Origin of the sequence: Bacillus sp. JJ783 (assembly GCF_036963225.1) — a bacterium.
Classification (GTDB): domain Bacteria; phylum Bacillota; class Bacilli; order Bacillales; family Bacillaceae_G; genus Bacillus_A; species Bacillus_A cereus_U.
The window spans coordinates 1-2,183 of sequence record NZ_JBALMG010000155.1 but is presented as its reverse complement, the minus strand read 5'-3'; the positions used below and the strand labels follow the sequence as shown (position 1 = coordinate 2,183).

Below are 2,183 nucleotides of genomic sequence, written 5' to 3'. Positions count from 1 at the left end.
TTCATCTTCTTTTTCAATCGTTTCTTGTTGGTACCCGAGTGCTCTCGTAAGTTCGTTATATTCACTTAATTTCAATACATTTACGTTACTTTCTGTAAATTTATTTGAAGATGAAGCCATTCGGTACGGAATATTTGCATCCGCAAGATGTTTTTTTATAATAGAGAGATGTTTATCTACCAATTTGTTGTTTTCAGAGCTTTCATACAGAAATGTATATGGGTTTGTCATCCATACTAAATTCCTATTACCAAGAGCAGCTGTTGTACCGATTGCTGTAAATGCAACTGCTGAAATAATAGATACAATGAAAAACATCGTTGCGTTATCTTTCATACGGTAAATTAATTCTGAAAATGTTAATATATTTGTTCGCTTTAAAAAGAATGACTCACTCCTTTTAGCAAGATACAATATATACACGCTACACTGTGTATATAAAAAGTATGTTCCTATAATGACTAGAAGTACACCCATTCCGAGCGTAATAAAATTAGTACTTGGGATAAAGCGAAATACTGAAATATATCCATAGCCTATACTAATTAAAGAAAGTAGCGATAATAGAATAGAAGCTTTCGGTTCAGGCTTTGGCTTTTCCTCTGCTTGAATAAGTTCCACAAGTTCCGTTACTTTTATCATTTTAAAAGTAACAAGCGAAACAATTAAAAATAATAAAAGAAATGTGATGACTGTTAATAATACCGCCTGCACTGGTATATAAAAAGGTAAACCATTACTAATCATTAATACACTTGCGCTTATCAATAACACTAGTTTAGAAAATATGAGTCCGATGAAAATCCCTATACATATTGACCCAAGTCCAATTAACATATTTTCAATTAATAATAATTTCTTAAGCTGCCTCATTGACATTCCTTGCATCATTAATATGCCAAATTCTTTCTTACGCGTTTTTAAAAACGAACTAACTGAATATAAAATAAAGAAAAATGAAAATACAAAAATCAATCCTTGCGAAACTGTAAATCCCAATGTACCGAATGCACTTATTGTTGCACTTGTCGATTTTAATTCTCCTTGTAAATCAGGATGAAATAATAAAAGAGCATACGTAAAGAAAATCATAATAGAAAATGCACTACTTAAAAAATGGGCAGCATACGTACGCTTATTACGAAAAATATTATTAAATGCGAACTGACGAAAAGTCATGTCTTTTCCCCCCTAACAAAGAAAGGACATCCATAATCTTTTGATAAAATGCTTGCCTGCTTTCACCACAATAAATTTCGTTATATAGTTGACCATCTTTAATAAATATAACTCTGCTGCAAAAACTGGCTGCATACGGATCATGTGTAACTAACATCATCGTTGCCTTTTCTTCCTTATTAAGAGCATCTAGCATCTCCATTACATCATTTGAAGATTTAGAATCCAAGTTCCCTGTTGGTTCATCTGCAAGTAATAATTGCGGCTTATGAACGATTGCACGAGCGATTGCTGTTCTTTGAGCTTGCCCCCCTGAAATTTCAAAAGTTCTTTTACTCAATATATCTGTAATATTTAATTTCTCTGCAATTTCTTCCACTCGTTTGTTCATTTCTTGTACAGAAACACCATCTAATGTCATCGGTAATACGATATTTTCCTTTACTGTAAGTGTGCTAAGAAGATTAAATGATTGAAAAACAAATCCTAATTGTTTCCTGCGGAATAACGCTAAATCTTCTGATGATAATTGGAAAGGATTTGTGCCATTAATTAAAATTTCTCCCGATGATGGAGAATCAATAGTAGATACCATATTCAATAACGTTGTTTTCCCACTACCTGACGGGCCCATAATTCCTACAAATTCACCTTCTTGAATTGATAAATCAATATCTACCAATGCTTTAAAAGGTATTCTCCCTTTATATACTTTACTAATACTTTTTGCATGTAAAATTTCCATTTATATTCTCCCTTCATTTCCACTGCTCACTATAAAGTGTAAATGAATTGTCTTATAGCACATATTGATTCATCTTTCATTTATCTTACACGCTTGTAAGATTTCTAAAAAAACTGATAACAAAACTGTTTTTAAACTAAAATTAACGTATAACTATCTTATAATAATTGTATAGTGGCATGAAATACAATGCTGTTTATATCAAATCTTTATTATATAAATGAGAAAAGACCGATTGTTTTGGTCTTATCCCCGTCAA

General features: G+C 31.6%; 2 protein-coding genes. Both read right to left on the bottom strand.

All coding sequences use genetic code 11. The features are described from left to right. A partial coding sequence (locus tag V7038_RS25650; protein ID WP_335695834.1) for an ABC transporter permease occupies window positions 1–1,179 on the bottom strand: 1,179 nt, incomplete at its 3' end. Further along, window positions 1,154–1,924, bottom strand: coding sequence for an ABC transporter ATP-binding protein (locus V7038_RS25645; RefSeq protein ID WP_335695833.1), 771 nt, complete (start codon window positions 1,922–1,924; stop codon window positions 1,154–1,156). The genes V7038_RS25650 and V7038_RS25645, both read right to left, overlap by 26 nt. Window positions 1,925–2,183 lie beyond the last annotated feature (259 nt).